Here is a 15,123-nt window from a genome sequence, read left to right on the forward strand (position 1 = left end):
CCGTAAGGATCTTTGCGTGGCTCTCTTATCACTCAGGCCTACACCCTGTAGAGAGAGCCCCGTGTATGAAAGTGTCAACCTCGCCTGTCCAATCTTCGTTTCCTCAAGCGCTCGAACAGGCGGTGAAGACGCCTCTGCTCAAAGAGGTGGGCCCGCGCAAGTTAAGCCTTCATCGTTACAGCGATGGCCGCGTAAAAGTGGTTCTGTCGCCGCCGGCGGTGAGCCATCTTGTGCTCAGTGGTGGCGGTGCGAAGGGTATCGCTTTCCCCGGAGTGCTACAGGCGCTCGAGCAGGCCAATAAGCTCCCTGGCGTCAAAGTGATTTCCGGCTCATCGGCCGGAGCGATTTCCGCGACGCTGATCGCCAGCGGCATGGGCGCGCAGGCGTTCGGTGAGTTGTCGAACAGTATCGACCTGCCCAGCCTGCTCAATAGCCAGGACCCGGTGACGGCCTGGCTGCAAACCATCAGTTCCGAACTTGGCAAGCTCGCCGGGCGTCTGCCTGGCGCCGCCGGAAACATTTCCCAACTGCTGCTGACCCTGTTGCCGCGCCTGCAAACCGAGGCCTCGCCGCTGGAGGAGATGATACGCAACGAGTCGCGTAAGTCGATCCTCGCCCATATCGCCGCAATGCCCGGGGCCAAGCCGCCCGCCGAGGTGATGAAGATCGCCGCCAGGCTCAGAGCCGGTGGTGCGCCGACGTTCCGCGATCTGGAGGTGTTGAGCCGGCATATCCCGGCGATCAAGTCACTCAATATCACCGGCACGGGCATGTTCGATGGGCGGCCGCAGTTGGTTGTGTTCAACGCCAGTCTCACTCCGGATATGGACATTGCCCGGGCAGCGCGTATCTCGGGTGCCTTGCCGGGGCTGTTCAAAAGCCCTGAGGAGCAAGGCCATGCATTCCAGGCACAGGCTCAGATCACGGCGTTTCAGGACGGTGGCCTGCTGGCCAATACGCCCGCGCCGGGGGTGATCGGCGGCGCCGTTGCGCAGGGCCCGTTGAATCGGCCCGAGTCGCTGGTCGTCGAGTTTGAGTCCGCAGCAGCAGGGCCGAAAAAAAGTGGGGGATTCTTCAGTCATTTGGTCGACCGCTTTACCGGTACGCCCCACGCCGCAGCGGGCGCTTATCAGGAGCAGCGACTCAAGGCGTATCGCGATCAGACGGTGACCTTGCCGCTGAAAACCAACAAAGGTGACTTTCGCGGCCTGCTCAACGGTACGGTCAACTTCACCATGACCCCCGAACAGAAAAAGGAGCTGCAGGCACGCAGCCGGCAAGCGGTCGCAGGGCATCTGGATCAGCGTGCGCAGGCGCGTGAAACGCACGAGTTTCCCTCATTGGAAAGTGCGGTGCTGGCGATGGACGATGAACTGCTTGCCGGCGTGCAAACGGAACTCCAGAAAGACCCGGCTGCCGCACAGGTGCTGATGTTTCGCAGGCATGCACAACAAGCCTTGCAGGCATTGGACAGCGCCATCAGCGAGGCCAATCAAGCCGGTGGCGCCCTCAAGGTCACGCCCAAAGTGGCGGCAGCCTTGCGTAACCTGGACGCGCTGGCCCGTAAACCTGAGCACATCGAGTGGCTGGCGCAGCGCTTGAATGCGCCGGGCCAGCGCAACTTCCAGCAGTTGCTGCAAGTGGCTGCCAAACAGGCTTCGCCCCTGTCCAAAGTGATGAGCAGTGCCGTCGCTGAGATGAAAAGACGCGATATCGCGGTGAAAGTCGAGAATTTCACGCGTGAAGTGATTTACCCCTCAATGCACCGCCCGGGCCAATCGAAGGCCAATCTTGAGTTATTGCAGCGCTCGGCGCGTGACTTGGCCGATGCGACCACGCCCGCCGAGTTCAACCGCGTACTCGACGGCATCATTGAGCAATACGGTGCGCGCAATAAACCCTGGAGCAAGCCGGTCAGGTCGACCACCGTTGAAATGGCCAAGGCCTGGCGCATTCCGGTTTAAATACGGTGCCACTGAACAGCCATCGTTGCGGCGTGTCGTAGCTACAGGAACCCCCTAAGGACACTGTAGATCATGGCCACCCCCGAAGACGGCAAGACCCCCAACCTGTCGCAGGAAGAGCAGCAGGACGTAGACAAAAACCAGCCGCCCCGTGCGGCTGTGCTGCATGAAATCATCCGTACCCAGGGCGACCAGGAACTGGAGCGCAACGTTGCGGCGTTGTGGTGGTCGGCGCTGGCAGCCGGGTTGACCATGGGGTTGTCATTGATGGCCATGGGGCTGCTCAACTCGCGCCTGCCGGAGGGCGAAGCCTTCAAGGTCATCGCCAGTTTCGGCTACTGCGCGGGGTTCCTCGCGGTGATCCTGGCACGCCAGCAACTGTTCACCGAGAACACCCTGACCGCCGTGCTGCCGGTGATGAGCAAACCTACGCTGAACAATGCGGGTCGGCTGCTGCGGCTGTGGTCCGTGGTGCTGGTGGGTAACTTGTGCGGCACCTTGCTGGTTGCCTACGTGATGCTGCACTTGCCGATCTTCGACAGCAAGACCGACCTTGCCTTCCTCGAGATCGGGCGCAAGATCATGGAGAACGACGCCGGCCAGATGTTCGCCAAGGGCATCGTTTCCGGCTGGATGATCGCCACCATGGTGTGGATGATCCCGTCGATGGAAAGCGCCAAGATCTGGATCATCGTTCTGATCACCTACCTGATGGCGCTGGGCGACTTCACCCATATCGTGGTGGGGTCGGCGGAAGTGTCCTACCTCGTGTTTGCCGGTGAACTGTCGTGGCATGACTTCTGGCTGGTATTTGCCGGCCCGACCCTGGCCGGCAACATCATCGGTGGCAGCTTCATCTTTGCGTTGATCAGCCATGCGCAGATCCGCAGCGAAGGCAGCCTGCCCGGCAAACAAGCTGCGGACCCAAGGCATCCGCAGCCCATCAACAAGGATCAGTGAGGTTCGGGTGTGGCCTCGGGTTCGCCCTGGGTCACATGCTTGACCAGCTTGCCGATGCTCAAGCCCTGCAGCAGGATCGATGACAGCACCACGATGTAGGTGATGCTCAGCAACAGGTCGCGTTCCGGGCCCAGCGGCAAGGCCAGGGCCAATGCCACCGAAACGCCGCCGCGCAAGCCGCCCCAAGTGAGAATGCGGATGGTGCCACGCGGCACGCTGCGCCAGCGACGCAGCAGCAGGATCGCGGGAGCCACCGTCAGCAGGCGCGACAGCAGGATCGCCACGGCCAGCAAGCTTGCCGCCAATACATGCAGCCAGTTGAACGGCAGCAGCAACAGCTCCATGCCGATCAGCGCAAACAGCAGGGCGTTGAGCATGTCATCGAGCAGTTCCCAGAAACCGTCCAGGTAGCGCCGGGTCATGTCGTTCATTGCCAGCTTGCGGCCCAGGTTGCCGATGATCAGCCCCGCGACCACCATCGCAATCGGTGCAGAGACGTGCAGTTCGGTGGCCATCGCCGAGCCGCCGATGACCAGGGCAAGGGTCAGCATCACTTCGACCTGATGCTGTTCAATGCTTTTGATCATCAGGTACACCAGGTAACCAATCAAGCCGCCGAACACCACGCCACCCAATGCCTCGTGTGCGAACAGCATGGCTGTGGCACCCACGGTCGGGGTTTCGCCCAACTGCGCGATGCCCAGCAATACGGTAAACACCACGACCGCTGTGCCGTCGTTGAACAGCGATTCGCCGACGATGGTGGTTTTCAAGGGTTTCGAGGCGTTGGCGGTACGCAGTACGCCGAGCACCGCAATCGGGTCGGTGGGGGAAATCAGCGCGCCGAACAACAGGCAGTAGAGGAAGCTCACGTGCCAGCCAAACAGGGCAAAGATGTAATACGCCAGGCTGCCGATCACCACGGTAGCAATCAACACGCCGAAGGTTGCCAGCAGGCCGATGGGCCAGCGGTAACTGCGCAGGTCGTTCAAATTGACGTGCAAGGCGCCGGCAAACAACAGGAACGACAGCATCCAGTTCATCAGCAAGTCGCCGAAGTCGATCTGGCCGATCAGTTGCTGGATGCGGTCTTCCAGGCCAGGGTAGCCGAGCACGCTGAGCCCTTGCAGGATCAGTGAGAAGAGCAGGGCCGTGACCATCACGCCAATAGTGGGCGGCAGGCCGATAAAACGGAAGTTCACATAGGTGAGCAGTGTGGTGAGGCAAATGAAAGCGGCGACAAGTTCAAGCATCCGGGGTCCTTGGAAGTGGTTTGGATCGTTCGTCAGTGGGTGGATGGACCGCAGCAGCGGTGGGATGTTGCAAGCGCTGGATAGAACCTTTTCGGTTCGACAGGGCTCATAGCGGGTGAGTGCGGTCGCGAATGTTTGGTGCTAAAACTCTAACCGCTGGTTAAAACAACAAAAGGAATCTGTGATGACGGTGGCATTCTGGTGTGTATTGATCGCGATTTTCCTACCTTACCTGTGCACGGGAGTGGCCAAGTTCAGCGGCGGCAAATTCGGACCGCGGCAGAACCACGACCCACGTGCTTTCCTGGACACCTTGGAAGGGTTAGCAAGACGCGCCCACAACGCACAACTGAACAGCTTCGAGGTGACGCCGGCATTCGCCGCGGCGGTGATTATTGCGCACCTGGCCGGTACGGCGTCGCTGGTGACGATCAACGTGCTGGCCGTGTTGTTTATCACCAGTCGCCTGCTGTACATCATTTGCTACCTGGCGGACTGGGCGATGTTGCGTTCGCTGGTGTGGTTCGTGGGCATGGCGTTGATTGCGAGTTTCTTCTTTGTCTCGATCTGACGCCCGACGCAAACCCCTGATGTAGTGAGCGGGCTTGCCTCGCGATGGGTGGCGAAGCCGCCCTAATCCAGGCACCGCATTCTTCCAGGCAGAGCTCAGGTGCCTGGTTTGGGGCGGCCTCGCCATAGGTCAGCATCAGGTGCCGGCTGGTGCGTCCGGCACCTGTGGCAATGCAGCACCTTTAGGCCACAACATCCAGATCTGCCCCTGTTGCTTCATGTTCCCGGCCAATTCACCCGCCGCATCCCCCGTGCCCCAGAACAAGTCCGCACGCACTTCACCCGTGATCGCGCCGCCCGTGTCTTGCGCGGCGACAGGCCTTGAGATCGGTGAACCATCGGGTTTGGTCGTCGACAGCCACAACAGGCTGCCGAGCGGAATGACCTTGCGATCAACGGCCACGCTATAACCGGCCGTCAACGGCACATTCAAAGAACCCCGTGGCCCTTCGTTACTGTCGGGGCGGGCGCTGAAGAACACGTAGCTGGGGTTGCTCGCCAGCAGTTCCGGAATGCGCTGTGGATGGGCCTTGGCCCAGGCGCTGATGGCGCCCATGGTCACATCGTCTTTTTTCAGTTCGCCTTGCTCCACCAGCCAGCGTCCGATCGGGCGATAGGGGTAACCGTTCTGGTCGCCGTAGCCCACGCGTAGTTGGCGCCCGCCTGCCAGTTGAATACGCCCCGAGCCCTGGATTTGCAGGAACTGCAGGTCCATCGGGTTCGTCAGCCAGGCAATCGGCTTGGCGGTCGAGCCTTGGCTGTTGAGGGTGCCGGCGTCGTCATAGGGCTTGAGTACGCGACCTTCCAGGCGACCACGCAGGCGCTTGCCCTTGAGTTCGGGGTAGATACTTTCCAGGTTGACGATGATCAGGTCGTCCGGTACGCCATACACCGGCACATGGGCCGTGGCGGTTTCGGTCAGGCTGCCGGGGTAGACCGGCTCGTAGTAGCCGGTGATCAGGCCGTTCGGAGTGTTGTCGGCCGAGCGCAGGCCAAATACATCCAGGCGTTCCTTGAGAAAATCGCGAACCGCCTCGGCATTGCCCGGCACGCTCACTGCGGCCGCACAGGTCGCACCCCACACCGGGTCGGCCTTGAGGCGTTGGCAGGCACTGCGCCAGGATTCAAAACCGGCCAGCAGGTCGCTGTCGGACACGCTTGGCAAGGCTTCCCACGGCGCGCTCACATAAGTGGCGATAGCATGGGGTTTGGGGGCTTGCGGTTGATTGGCGTCTTTGCCGCCGTCACAGCCCGCCAGCAGCGCGATGATCGGCAGAGCCCACGCCAGGCGGCTCCAAGGTTTGAAGGTGAGATTCATACAAGCAATTCCTGAAGCGGTCACCCGTGCATTCACGCCAGCGGGCAACCCTTATTATTAATAGGGCTATTGGTCTTTGCGGGCGGGGCGAGGATACTGGCCGCCGTTCCCGTGACCTTGAAGCCATCATGACTTTTAAAAAACTGACCGTGGTATTGCTGGCCTGCCTGACGTTGTCCGCCTGTGGCGGTGTTGATCCGAACTCGCCGCTGGGTCAGCGCAAGGCGATCTTCAAGCAGATGCTCAAGACTGGCGAAGACCTGGGTGGCATGTTGCGCGGACGCATTCCGTTCGACGGTGCAAAGTTTGCCGAAGGTGCGGTCAAGCTGGACGCGTTGTCCCACGAACCGTGGAAACATTTCCCAAGCGTGCGTGAAGAAGACCATACCAGCGCCAAGGATAACGTGTGGCAACAACAGGCCCGTTTCCAGGAGCTGGCGCGTAACCTTGAGGCGGCCACCGGTGAACTGGTGATCGCCAGCCAAGTCCAGCCTTACAAAGCCAGCAACCTGGGGCCTGCCGTGCAGAAAGTCGAAGATGCCTGCTCCGCCTGCCATAAGCAGTTCCGAGACCATTGACCGGTTTTATTTGTCGAGTTCTTCCACGGCGTCCTGCAGCTCTTTGCGCGAGTCGGCGAGCTTGTCCTTGCGCTTGTTGATCTTGTCGGCGTCACCCTTTTTCATCGCCTTGTCGAGGTCGGCCTGACGGCGGCTGACTTCGTGCTTGGCGTCGAGCACTTTGTTTTCACGTTCTTTGCGCAAGGAGGCGTCAGTGCAGTGGGTGGTGACTTCGCTCAGGGCTTTTTCCAGGCCGGCCTGCTGCTCGCTGTTACCGTGCACCTTGGCTTGTTCGATCTGCGTGCTGATGGCCTGGCGCTTGGCGGCGCAGCCGGTGAGTGGTGAGTCTTCTTCGGCTGCCAGCAACGGTGTGGTCATGAAGCTTGCGGCGGTCAATAGGGCGAGGGGGGCGAAAAAATTCATGTGGAACTCCAAAGTCGCGATCCGATGGCAGGATGAATTCTGCCGGGGTTAAAGGTAGTTGGCCTGGGTTCAAAACCCGTCTATTCCGGCCGTACGTAATGTTTGAGCCAGCGCCTGCACTTGCGGGTCGTGAAAAAAAGCGCTGAGTTGCGCGGCGCGACCCGGGCCTATGCCGTCGGTGGCGAGCCAGGCTTGTGTGTCCCGGGCAGCCAGGGTATGCCAGCCGCCTTCCAGGTTGTTGCGTGCCGAGGGCGGTACGCCCAGGGCTTTGAGCCATTGTGCAAAAGGGCGTTGCCGGGCGCTGAGGATGTTGTCGAGCACCCGCGCACGGCTGCGGTCGCCGAAGCCGTCAATGTTAGCAAGCTCTGTCGCATCCAGGGTTAACCAATCGAGAAAGCCTGCGATTAGACCGGCCTGGATCAATATGTTCCAGGTCTCGCGGCCCATATGCGGTAAAGCCAGGCCCTGGTTGCTGCTGAGCCAGGTCAGGCGCGCGAGCAACTGCTCCTCGCAGCCGGGGTCCAGTTGCCAGCAGCTCAAGGCATGGAACGCGTGGGCGTCGGGCACTTGCACTTGCACCCGGGTCTTGTTGCGCAGGATGACTTCGTCCAATCGTGGGATCACCTGGCCGGCCAGGCTGATGGACACCTGGTCTCCGGGGCGGATATCCAGGGTTTGCCAGCGCATGAGGGAGCCGACGCTGACCCGGCTGATCTGCCGATCATCCAGGCGCACGGGTTCTAGTTCCAGAATGGGAGTGATGCGCCCCGTGCGACCGATCTTGAATTGCACCTTGCGGACCAGTGCCAGGGCCTTGGCGGCCGGGTACTTCCAGGCGACTGCCCAGTAAGGTGCGGCGACTTGCCAGCGTTCGGCGGGTGCGCGCGCGGCCTGGTGCAACACCACGCCATCGCTGGCGAAGGGCAGAGGTTGGTTGTACCAATAAGTGCGCCAATGCGCGGCTTCGCTGATGTGTTTGATAGGGTGGCTGTAACGTTCGCTGTCGCTGAAACCCCAGCGTGCCAGGGTCGCCAGGCGCTCGGAGAAGCTGGCCGGGCCTTCTGGCCAGGCCCAGACGAAAAGGCCGATTCCGGCGGCTTCGACGTCACTCAACTGGTGGCGGTTCATCAGGCCGGCTACTTTGCTGCGGGCATTGAGCCCGCCCTGTGCCGACTGCACGTGTGCATCCAGGCGCCAGTAAAGCTCGCCTTGCAACACGACATCGATGGGCTCCGGCAGTTGCTGGACGATCGCGGCGATCTTGCTGGCGGAGGCGGACCAGTCCTGGCCGAGCACGCCATCGCCGCGACTGATGACTTGGCTCAAGCGCCCGTTGCGATACACCAATGTAACCGCCACGCCGTCGACCTTGGGTTGAATCCAGACGTCTTGGCGGTGCCCAAGCCAGTCGCCGACGGCCGATTCATCCAGCAACTTTTCGAGGCCGGTGTGTACCACCGGATGAGGCTGCGTGCCCCGTGAACTGGCCAGGGGTGAGTCGATGTCCGATGTGGGTTGGGGAAAACATTCGCGCCACCGGCTCAGGCGCTGGCGGGCCTGGTCGTAGAGCTCGTCACTGACGGGGGATTGGCCGAGGCGGTGGTAACGGTCATCCCACAGGTGTATTTGCCTGGCCAGGGCGTCGAACTGTGAGCGGGTCCGGTTGGTGCAGTCTTCGGCCGTGGCCCAAAAAGGTAGAGCACTCAGCAGTAAAACCATCAGCAAGCGCATCATGAGCATCCTTGCTCGAAAAGGGTGCCCAGCCTAAGTGATCCACGCAGCCACAAAAAAGCCCCGAACGAGCGGGGCTTTTTACTGGGTGTTTCGGCTTACTTGAACAGCCCGCCCAAGGCTTTCACCGCGTCGTTGTTCTGTGCCTTGGCCTGCTGCTTTTGCTGGCTGGCGTCGACTTTGGCCTGGGATTCGGCGAGTTTGTTGCAACCTTTGTTGACTTGTTCCAGCGCAGCCTCAAAGGCCTTCACTTTCAAAACGTCGTTCTGGGCGTTGGCGGCATCGATCTTGGCTTGCAGGTCTTTGGCGTGTTGCTGGCAATCGCCGGAATTACCGCCGCCCAGTTGGGAGCTCAGGGCACCGCTCAGTGCGCTCAGGTCTGCGGCGTGAGCCGGCAGGGTGAACAGGCTGAGCAAAAGGGCGGCAGGGGCGAGCGTGGAAATGCGCATGAAAAACCTCAATGTTCGATTGCCTGCGCGCTTATCCGTCCCGGGCGGGCGCAGTGCAATATCCAGATGGAGGTGAAGGGCCCGAGAGGGCGCGGATTCTAGAGGGCCATTATTTGGCCTGCAAGGTTTGGATCCAAAATATTTGACCGTTGTGCGTAAACCTGCGGGCAATAAAAAGCCCCGCCGGGCTAACCGGCGGGGCCTTGGGTACTGCGAGCGATTACAAACCGGCAGCGGTGCGCAGGTCGTTGGCGCGGTCGGTTTTTTCCCAGGTGAAGGTGGTGAAGGTGTCGTCGCCGACGGTCTTCTGTGCAGGTGTACGGCCGAAGTGGCCATAGGCTGCGGTTTCCTGGTACATCGGATGCAGCAGGTCGAGCATGGTGGTGATCGCGTAAGGGCGCAGGTCGAAGATTTCGCGTACCAGCTTGATGATCTTGTCGTCGCTGATCTTGCCGGTGCCGAAAGTATTCAGCGAGATCGACGTAGGCTGCGCTACACCGATGGCGTAGGACACTTGAATCTCGCAACGCTCGGCCAGGCCGGCGGCGACGATGTTCTTGGCCACGTAACGACCGGCGTAGGCCGCCGAGCGGTCAACCTTGGATGGGTCTTTGCCCGAGAACGCGCCACCGCCGTGACGGGCCATGCCGCCGTAGCTGTCGACGATGATCTTGCGACCGGTGAGGCCGCAGTCGCCCACCGGGCCACCGATGATGAACTGGCCGGTCGGGTTGATGTGGAACTGGGTGTCTTTGCTCAGCAGTTCGGCAGGCAGCACGTGCTTGACGATCAGTTCCATCACGCCTTCACGCAGGTCGGCGTAGGACACGTCCGGGTTGTGTTGGGTCGACAATACAACAGCGTCGATACCGACCACCTTGCCGCCGTCGTAGCGGCAGGTCACCTGGGACTTGGCGTCCGGGCGCAGCCATGGCAGCAGGCCGGATTTACGGGCTTCGGCCTGGCGCTGTACCAACTGGTGCGAGAAGGTGATCGGTGCCGGCATCAGCACGTCGGTCTCGTTGCTGGCGTAGCCGAACATTAGGCCCTGGTCGCCCGCGCCTTGATCTTCCGGCTTGGCACGGTCCACGCCCTGGTTGATGTCGGGGGACTGCTTGCCGATGATGTTCATCACGCCGCAGGTGGCGCCGTCGAAGCCGACGTCGGAGCTGTTGTAGCCGATGTCGGTGATCACATCACGGACGATCTGCTCCAGGTCGACCCAGGCCGAAGTGGTCACTTCGCCAGCGATGATCGCTACACCGGTTTTCACCAGGGTCTCGCACGCCACGCGGGCGAACTTGTCTTGAGCAATGATGGCGTCCAGCACCGCATCAGAAATCTGGTCGGCGATTTTGTCCGGATGCCCTTCAGACACGGACTCGGAGGTGAAAAGGGAGTATTCGCTCATCTCGATGTTTTCCTGATATTTACCGATGGTGAGTGTCGCCAGCCGGTCGCTGAAAGTGGCGAACCTGGATCTGGAAACCATTACGTAAACCTACATAGAGGCTTTCCCCGGGAACGAGTCCCGCAGCGGTGGCCCAACGGGCCAGATCGTCCTGTTCAAAACCCAACCAGAGATCACCGCAGGCCTCCCTGGCCCAATTCTGGTTGTGGCTGCATAGATCCGTAACCAGCAGGCTACCGCCGGGGTGCAGCAACCCGGCCATTTGCTTGAGGGCGTCGGCGGGGGCGGCGAAATGGTGCAAGACCATATTCAGTACCACGCAGTCGGCCCGCAGGCTGGTGTGATTCAGGGCGTCAGCCAACTGCAGGCTGACATTGCCCAGTGCCTCGCGCTCGCATAACTGGCGCGCCAGCTCGAGCATGGCCGGGCTGTTGTCCAGCGCGGTGACCTGCTTGAAGCGGCGCGCCAGCTCCGGCAGGAAACCGCCATCGCCAGGGCCGACTTCCAGTGCGCTCGCCTCTTCACTGAAGCTCAGCTTGTCCAACAACGCCAGTACGCTCTCGCGGTACTGGGGCAAACCGGCGATCAGGTCCTGCTGGGCGCGAAACTTCTCGGCTACCCTTGAGAAAAAGTCCTGGCTGGCAGCGGCGCGTTGCCCGTGCACTTGAGCGATACGCGACTGTACATCCGACGGCAACCCGAGGTTGTCCACTTCCTCCAGCAAGGCCGCGTGCAACTTGCCGCCGAGCAGCTCGGTGTGGGGCAGGGCGCGGCGGTAGAAGATCGCATTGCCTTCACGGCGGGTGGCCACCAGTTCGGCCTGGGCCAGCACCTTCAAGTGGTGGCTCATGCCCGACTGGCCGATGGCGAAGATCTGCGCCAGTTCCAGTACGCCGAAGGAGTCGTTGGCCAGTGCACGCAATACGTTCAGGCGCAACGGATCGCCAGCGGCCTTGCACAAGGCTGCCAGTTCATCGCCGTCGTCGGGGCGCAGGGAGGGCACGGGTAGGTTCATAAGGCCAGCAGTCTAGTGGTGGGGGGAGGTCCCCGCAAGGTCAATATCAAAAAGTTTTGATATTGAACGATAAGTGGCGGTTATAAGCAGTCGGTATAGTCTTGGGACGAACCGGTGAAAGGTTTCTGCAGGCGATTGCCGCTTAAAGCACAGGAAAAACACCGCCAAGTGACTATCTGTCATTGCCCGCAGGCGGTGGCTGAGGGAAAATGCCGGTCCTTTTTTCCGTTTCTTTTATTCATTGTCTATTCAAAATCCCCAGGAGATCAGCGATGCCCAGCCGTCGTGAGCGTGCCAACGCCATTCGTGCCCTCAGCATGGATGCCGTGCAAAAAGCCAACAGCGGCCATCCCGGTGCCCCGATGGGCATGGCGGATATCGCCGAGGTACTTTGGCGTGACTACCTGAAGCACAACCCGAGCAACCCGTCGTTCGCCGACCGTGACCGCTTCGTGCTGTCCAACGGCCATGGCTCGATGCTGATCTACTCGCTGCTGCACCTGACCGGCTACGACGTCACCATCGATGACCTCAAGAGCTTCCGCCAGCTGCACAGCCGCACTCCGGGCCACCCGGAATTCGGCTACACCCCAGGCGTGGAGACCACCACCGGCCCCCTGGGCCAGGGCCTGGCGAACGCCGTCGGCTTTGCGCTGGCTGAAAAAGTACTGGGCGCACAGTTCAACCGCCCTGGCCACGACATCGTCGACCACCACACCTATGTGTTCCTGGGTGATGGCTGCATGATGGAAGGCATTTCCCACGAAGTCGCTTCCCTGGCCGGTACCCTGGGCCTGGGCAAGCTGATTGCCTTCTACGATGACAACGGCATTTCCATCGACGGCGAAGTCGAAGGCTGGTTCACCGATGACACCCCGAAGCGTTTCGAAGCCTACAACTGGCAGGTGATCCGCAACGTCGACGGCCACGACCCGGAAGAAATCAAGACCGCTATCGACACCGCTCGCAAGAGCGCGCAGCCAACCCTGATCTGCTGCAAGACCACCATCGGTTTCGGCTCGCCGAACAAGCAAGGCAAGGAAGACTGCCACGGCGCCCCGCTGGGTGACGCGGAAATCGCCTTGACCCGCGAAGCGCTGAAGTGGAACCACGGCCCCTTTGAAATTCCTGCCGACATCTATGCCGAGTGGGACGCCAAGGAAAAAGGCCTGGCCACTGAAGCCGAATGGGATCAGCGTTTCGCTGCCTACTCCGCCCAGTTCCCTGAGTTGGCCAACGAACTGGTACGCCGCCTTGCCGGTGACCTGCCTGCCGATTTCGCGGAAAAAGCCTCGGCCTACATCGCCGAAGTCGCGGCCAAGGGCGAGACCATCGCCAGCCGTAAAGCCAGCCAGAACACCCTGAATGCCTTCGGCCCGCTGCTGCCTGAGATCCTCGGCGGTTCGGCTGACCTGGCCGGTTCCAACCTGACCCTGTGGAAAGGTTGCAAAGGTGTCTCGGCTGAAGATGCCAGCGGCAACTACATGTACTACGGCGTGCGCGAATTCGGCATGAGCGCCATCATGAATGGCGTGTCGCTGCACGGCGGCCTGGTGCCTTACGGCGCGACCTTCCTGATGTTCATGGAATACGCACGCAATGCCGTGCGCATGGCCGCGCTGATGAAGAAGCGTGTGATCCATGTGTACACCCACGACTCCATCGGCCTGGGCGAAGACGGCCCGACGCACCAGCCGGTCGAGCAACTGACCAGCCTGCGCACCACGCCGAACCTGGACACCTGGCGCCCTGCCGACGCGGTGGAATCCGCGGTGGCCTGGAAGCATGCGATCGAGCGCAAGGACGGCCCATCGGCGCTGATCTTCTCGCGTCAGAACCTGCAGCACCAGGTGCGTACCGACGCGCAGATCGCCGACATCAGCCGCGGCGGCTACGTGCTCAAGGACTGCGCCGGCGAGCCGGAACTGATCCTGATCTCCACCGGTTCCGAAGTGGGCCTCACGGTTCAGGCTTATGACAAGCTGACCGAGCAAGGCCGCAAGGTTCGTGTTGTTTCGATGCCTTGCACCAGCGTGTTCGAAGCCCAGGACGCGAGCTACAAGCAATCGGTATTGCCGCTGCAAGTCGGCGCGCGCATTGCCATCGAAGCGGCTCACGCCGACTACTGGTACAAATACGTGGGCCTGGAAGGCCGCGTGATCGGCATGACCACCTACGGTGAGTCGGCGCCGGCGCCAGCACTGTTCGAAGAGTTCGGCTTCACCCTGGAGAACATCCTGGGCCAGGCTGAAGAGCTGCTGGAAGACTAAGGCTGTAGATCGAAGTGGCTGTGCCGGCCTCTTCGCGAGCAAGCCCGCTCCCACATTTGGAATGCATTTCAAGTGTGGGAGCGGGCTTGCTCGCGAAGGCGGCGGCACATTCACCTCAGTATCCAAGGTAATCGAGAACCCCATGCCTCAACCGCGTCCCTACAAAGTTGCACTCAACGGCTACGGCCGCATTGGTCGTTGCGTCTTGCGTGCTCTGTTCGAGCGAGGGGCGGCGGCTGGCTTTGAAATTGTCGCGATCAACGATCTGGCCGACATGGCCAGTATTGAATACCTGACACGCTTTGACTCCACCCACGGCCGCTTCCCTGGCGAAGTGCGGGTTGACGGCGATTGTCTGCACATTAATGGCAACTGCGTGAAAGTGCTGCGCAGTGCCACCCCCGAGGGCATCGACTGGGCGGCGCTGGGCGTCGACCTGGTGTTGGAATGCTCCGGTGCTTACCACACCCGTGCCGATGGCCAGCGGTTCCTCGACGCCGGCGCGCCACGCGTGCTGTTTTCCCAGCCGATGGCCAGCGAGGCGGATGTCGACGCCACCATCGTCTACGGCATCAACCAGGATTGCCTGACCGGTGATGAGTTGCTGGTGTCCAACGCCTCCTGCACCACCAACTGCAGCGTGCCGCTGTTGCGCCTGCTGGATCAGGCGATTGGCCTGGATTATGTGTCGATCACCACGATTCACTCGGCGATGAACGACCAGCCGGTGATTGACGCCTACCATCACGAAGACCTGCGCCGCACACGATCGGCGTTCCAGTCGGTGATTCCGGTGTCCACCGGCCTGGCCCGTGGTATCGAGCGCCTTTTGCCGGAACTTGCCGGGCGAATCCAGGCCAAAGCCGTACGGGTGCCGACGGTGAACGTGTCCTGCCTGGATATCACCATGCAGACCGTCAGCGACACCGATGCGACGGAGGTCAACCGGATCTTGCGTGATGCCGCCACCAGCGGCCCGCTCAAAGGCTTGCTGGCCTACACCGAGTTGCCCCACGCCAGTTGTGATTTCAACCATGACCCGCATTCGGCGATTGTCGATGCCAGCCAGACCCGCGTTTCCGGCCCCAGGCTGGTGAACATCCTGGCTTGGTTCGACAACGAATGGGGCTTTGCCAACCGCATGCTGGATGTTGCCGAACACTATCTGCACATCGCTTCTAAACAACCTCAACAGTAATTCA

13 protein-coding genes are annotated in these 15,123 nt (G+C 61.2%); 6 read left to right on the forward strand and 7 right to left on the reverse strand.

What is annotated here, in order from left to right; genetic code table 11:
* The first annotated feature begins 65 nt into the window (after positions 1 to 65).
* Together MJP36_RS04245 and MJP36_RS04250 are read left to right on the forward strand one after the other, a co-directional pair.
* Positions 66 to 1,964, forward strand: coding sequence for a patatin-like phospholipase family protein (locus tag MJP36_RS04245; protein ID WP_244384939.1), 1,899 nt, complete (start codon positions 66 to 68; stop codon positions 1,962 to 1,964).
* A 72-nt stretch (positions 1,965 to 2,036) separates the two neighbouring features.
* Positions 2,037 to 2,924 (forward strand): formate/nitrite transporter family protein, encoded by an 888-nt coding sequence (locus MJP36_RS04250; RefSeq protein ID WP_090368272.1) that lies wholly within the window; start codon positions 2,037 to 2,039, stop codon positions 2,922 to 2,924.
* Here MJP36_RS04250 and MJP36_RS04255 read toward each other — a convergent pair.
* The gene (locus MJP36_RS04255; protein ID WP_060753416.1) at positions 2,918 to 4,177 is read right to left on the reverse strand and encodes a cation:proton antiporter; all 1,260 of its coding nucleotides are present in this window, start codon (positions 4,175 to 4,177) and stop codon (positions 2,918 to 2,920) included. The two genes, MJP36_RS04250 and MJP36_RS04255, sit on opposite strands and share 7 nt — an antisense overlap.
* A 184-nt stretch (positions 4,178 to 4,361) precedes the next feature.
* On the opposite strand from MJP36_RS04255, the gene MJP36_RS04260 reads away from it, so the two are divergent.
* Complete coding sequence (locus MJP36_RS04260) at positions 4,362 to 4,748, forward strand: MAPEG family protein (protein WP_198763232.1); 387 nt, start codon at positions 4,362 to 4,364, stop codon at positions 4,746 to 4,748.
* A 135-nt stretch (positions 4,749 to 4,883) separates the two neighbouring features.
* Here MJP36_RS04260 and mltA read toward each other — a convergent pair whose 3' ends face one another.
* Positions 4,884 to 6,065, reverse strand: coding sequence for a murein transglycosylase A (gene mltA / locus MJP36_RS04265; RefSeq protein ID WP_244384940.1), 1,182 nt, complete (start codon positions 6,063 to 6,065; stop codon positions 4,884 to 4,886).
* Positions 6,066 to 6,193: 128 nt separating this feature from the next.
* On the opposite strand from mltA, the gene MJP36_RS04270 reads away from it, so the two are divergent.
* Positions 6,194 to 6,643 (forward strand): c-type cytochrome, encoded by a 450-nt coding sequence (locus MJP36_RS04270; RefSeq protein ID WP_198763231.1) that lies wholly within the window; start codon positions 6,194 to 6,196, stop codon positions 6,641 to 6,643.
* Between the two features lie 6 nt (positions 6,644 to 6,649).
* On the opposite strand, the gene MJP36_RS04275 is transcribed toward MJP36_RS04270, so the two are convergent.
* From MJP36_RS04275 to MJP36_RS04295, 5 genes are all read right to left on the reverse strand, one after another.
* A complete protein-coding gene (locus MJP36_RS04275) occupies positions 6,650 to 7,045 on the reverse strand; it encodes a DUF1090 domain-containing protein (RefSeq protein WP_060753412.1) in 396 nt (131 codons plus the stop codon).
* Between the two features lie 69 nt (positions 7,046 to 7,114).
* Positions 7,115 to 8,779 carry an NAD-dependent DNA ligase LigB gene (gene ligB / locus MJP36_RS04280; RefSeq protein WP_244384941.1) on the reverse strand — a complete coding sequence of 555 codons (1,665 nt, stop codon included), beginning with the start codon at positions 8,777 to 8,779 and terminating at the stop codon, positions 7,115 to 7,117.
* A gap of 95 nt (positions 8,780 to 8,874) precedes the next feature.
* Entirely contained in the window at positions 8,875 to 9,225 is a 351-nt protein-coding gene (locus MJP36_RS04285; protein ID WP_060753410.1) for a hypothetical protein, read from the reverse strand.
* 220 nt (positions 9,226 to 9,445) lie between these two features.
* Complete coding sequence (gene metK, locus MJP36_RS04290) at positions 9,446 to 10,636, reverse strand: methionine adenosyltransferase (RefSeq protein WP_060753409.1); 1,191 nt, start codon at positions 10,634 to 10,636, stop codon at positions 9,446 to 9,448.
* 19 nt (positions 10,637 to 10,655) lie between these two features.
* Positions 10,656 to 11,651: an ArsR/SmtB family transcription factor gene (locus tag MJP36_RS04295; RefSeq protein ID WP_060753408.1), complete on the reverse strand. Its 996-nt coding sequence runs from the start codon at positions 11,649 to 11,651 to the stop codon at positions 10,656 to 10,658.
* Positions 11,652 to 11,923: 272 nt separating this feature from the next.
* On the opposite strand from MJP36_RS04295, the gene tkt reads away from it, so the two are divergent.
* Together tkt and epd are read left to right on the forward strand one after the other, a co-directional pair.
* Positions 11,924 to 13,921, forward strand: a complete 1,998-nt coding sequence (tkt, locus tag MJP36_RS04300) for a transketolase (protein WP_090368286.1) — start codon at positions 11,924 to 11,926, stop codon at positions 13,919 to 13,921.
* A 142-nt stretch (positions 13,922 to 14,063) separates the two neighbouring features.
* The gene (gene epd, locus MJP36_RS04305; RefSeq protein ID WP_244384942.1) at positions 14,064 to 15,119 is read left to right on the forward strand and encodes an erythrose-4-phosphate dehydrogenase; all 1,056 of its coding nucleotides are present in this window, start codon (positions 14,064 to 14,066) and stop codon (positions 15,117 to 15,119) included.
* Positions 15,120 to 15,123: the final 4 nt, after the last annotated feature.

The sequence above is a fragment of the Pseudomonas palleroniana genome (assembly GCF_022836895.1).
In the GTDB taxonomy this organism is placed as follows: domain Bacteria; phylum Pseudomonadota; class Gammaproteobacteria; order Pseudomonadales; family Pseudomonadaceae; genus Aquipseudomonas; species Aquipseudomonas palleroniana.

Coding starts and splice junctions, on each gene's coding strand:
- epd (WP_244384942.1), top strand. CDS start 14,064: ATGCCTCAACCGCGTCCCTACAAAGTTGCACTCAACGGCTACGGCCGC.
- MJP36_RS04250 (WP_090368272.1), top strand. CDS start 2,037: ATGGCCACCCCCGAAGACGGCAAGACCCCCAACCTGTCGCAGGAAGAG.
- MJP36_RS04295 (WP_060753408.1), bottom strand. CDS start 11,651: ATGAACCTACCCGTGCCCTCCCTGCGCCCCGACGACGGCGATGAACTG.
- MJP36_RS04260 (WP_198763232.1), top strand. CDS start 4,362: ATGACGGTGGCATTCTGGTGTGTATTGATCGCGATTTTCCTACCTTAC.
- mltA (WP_244384940.1), bottom strand. CDS start 6,065: ATGAATCTCACCTTCAAACCTTGGAGCCGCCTGGCGTGGGCTCTGCCG.
- MJP36_RS04275 (WP_060753412.1), bottom strand. CDS start 7,045: ATGAATTTTTTCGCCCCCCTCGCCCTATTGACCGCCGCAAGCTTCATG.
- MJP36_RS04285 (WP_060753410.1), bottom strand. CDS start 9,225: ATGCGCATTTCCACGCTCGCCCCTGCCGCCCTTTTGCTCAGCCTGTTC.
- MJP36_RS04270 (WP_198763231.1), top strand. CDS start 6,194: ATGACTTTTAAAAAACTGACCGTGGTATTGCTGGCCTGCCTGACGTTG.
- tkt (WP_090368286.1), top strand. CDS start 11,924: ATGCCCAGCCGTCGTGAGCGTGCCAACGCCATTCGTGCCCTCAGCATG.
- MJP36_RS04255 (WP_060753416.1), bottom strand. CDS start 4,177: ATGCTTGAACTTGTCGCCGCTTTCATTTGCCTCACCACACTGCTCACC.
- metK (WP_060753409.1), bottom strand. CDS start 10,636: ATGAGCGAATACTCCCTTTTCACCTCCGAGTCCGTGTCTGAAGGGCAT.
- MJP36_RS04245 (WP_244384939.1), top strand. CDS start 66: ATGAAAGTGTCAACCTCGCCTGTCCAATCTTCGTTTCCTCAAGCGCTC.
- ligB (WP_244384941.1), bottom strand. CDS start 8,779: ATGATGCGCTTGCTGATGGTTTTACTGCTGAGTGCTCTACCTTTTTGG.